This is a genomic window from Sphingobium sp. SA916 (genome assembly GCF_002894065.1).
Classification (GTDB): Bacteria; Pseudomonadota; Alphaproteobacteria; order Sphingomonadales; family Sphingomonadaceae; genus Sphingobium; species Sphingobium fuliginis.
In genome coordinates this window covers 1-1660 of record NZ_LXYF01000115.1, presented here as the reverse complement: position 1 = coordinate 1660, position 1660 = coordinate 1, and the positions used below count along the sequence as shown (strand labels likewise).

Here is a 1660-nt window from a genome sequence, read left to right as displayed (position 1 = left end):
CGGGGATCGCCCAAAAAACGGTCCCCAGAGAGCATCTGCTACCCCAAACTGCTACGGGAAAATGGCCCATCATCAGGCCGAAAATCCCGCAAAAGCGTGCCTGTTGAGGGACGTGTTTGCTACGGTAAGCTGCTACGGGATTTGCCCCGTGGCGTGCTTCGACGGGGGCAAAAACTCTACTATCGGCACACTGTCCCGGTGGACGCTCAGCGGCTACTGAATCGGCTCGAAATCTGGCGCTCGCTGAGGACTGACAGCCTTTCCGTTGCCGTGCGTCGATTACCGGGAGTTGTCGCTCGGATCGAAATGGAGATCGAACACGCCCGCGCGATGGCGGGCATGCCGGTTGATGCGATGCTCATTGAACCGTTGAAAGACGATCCTGTCGAGCGCCCGATCCCGATCGCGCTTTCGACCGTAGCCAGCATCAAGCCCGATAGCCCGCTCACGCTCGCCGAGGCATACCGCAGTTACATCGACGATCCGACGCGCGGTTGGACCGCCAACACGCGGGAGGCGTATGAGACGAGCCGGAAGCTCGCCATCGCGGTGATCGGCGGAGCCGTTCCTGTCGCGTCGATCTCGCGCGCGCACTGCCGCGATATGCTGGATGTGCTGCGCTTCCTCCCCGCAAACGCAGGGAAACTGTTCCCGAAGCTCTCGCCGCGCGAGGCGGCAGATCGCGCCCGCCTGCGCGGCGACATCAAGGTCATCAGCGCGGCAAACGCCAACTCGCTGATGTCCAACATGAGTAGCTTCCTCAACTGGGCGGTCAATGAGGAACTGCTCTCCCGTAATCCGGCGCGCGGGTTGCGTCTCCCCGACCCAATCAACAAGCGGGACAAGCGCTCACCGTTCGACCGGGACCAGCTTCATTCGATCTTTAACGCGCCGCTCTATCGCGGCTGCGTCGATGGCGGACGCGGCTACAACAAGGTTGGGGATCACCGCCCACGCAACGCGCGATTCTGGGTGCCGCTCATCGCGCTGTTCACCGGCGCGCGCTTGGGTGAAATCTGCCAGCTTGATACCACCGACATCCGCACCGTCGATGGCGTAGATTGTATTGTGGTTAGCCTGCGCTCACTGAACGGGACGACCGATAAGCAGTTGAAGACCACCGCGAGCGACCGACTGATTCCTGTCCACCCGATGCTTATCGACTGCGGGTTGGTCCACTTCGCCGAGGCAAAACGAAAGGCGGGCGAGAAGAAGCTATTCGACGACATAGAGACGGGCTCAACCGGCTCGCGCCCTGTCGCCTTTTCCAAGTGGTTCACCCAGTTCCTCCGCGCCTGCGGAGCACAGCGGCCCCGCACCTCGTTCCACTCGTTTCGCCACAACTTCAGGGACGAGCTACGAGCCGCGCGGATCGACCACGACATCGCGTTGCTGCTCGGCGGTTGGACAACGGGGTCATCGCGAACCGCCGTCCATGAGAACTATGGCAGTGGCTACCGCGTCGATGCGCTCAATGAGGCCGTGCGCAAGTTGTCGTTCGAGCAGGTGGATATCCGACATCTGGCGTGAACGCCAGATAGCAAACACGTCCCTCAACAGGCACGCTTTTGCGGGATTTTCGGCCTGATGATGGGCCATTTTCCCGTAGCAGTTTGGGGTAGCAGATGCTCTCTGGGGACCGTTTTTTGGGCGATCCCCG

1 protein-coding gene is annotated in these 1660 nt (G+C 61.4%); it reads left to right on the top strand.

All coding sequences use genetic code 11. The features are described 5' to 3' along the window. The first annotated feature begins 96 nt into the window (after positions 1-96). A complete protein-coding gene (locus tag A8G00_RS24635) occupies positions 97-1530 on the top strand; it encodes a DUF6538 domain-containing protein (protein ID WP_367379467.1) in 1434 nt (477 codons plus the stop codon). Positions 1531-1660: the final 130 nt, after the last annotated feature.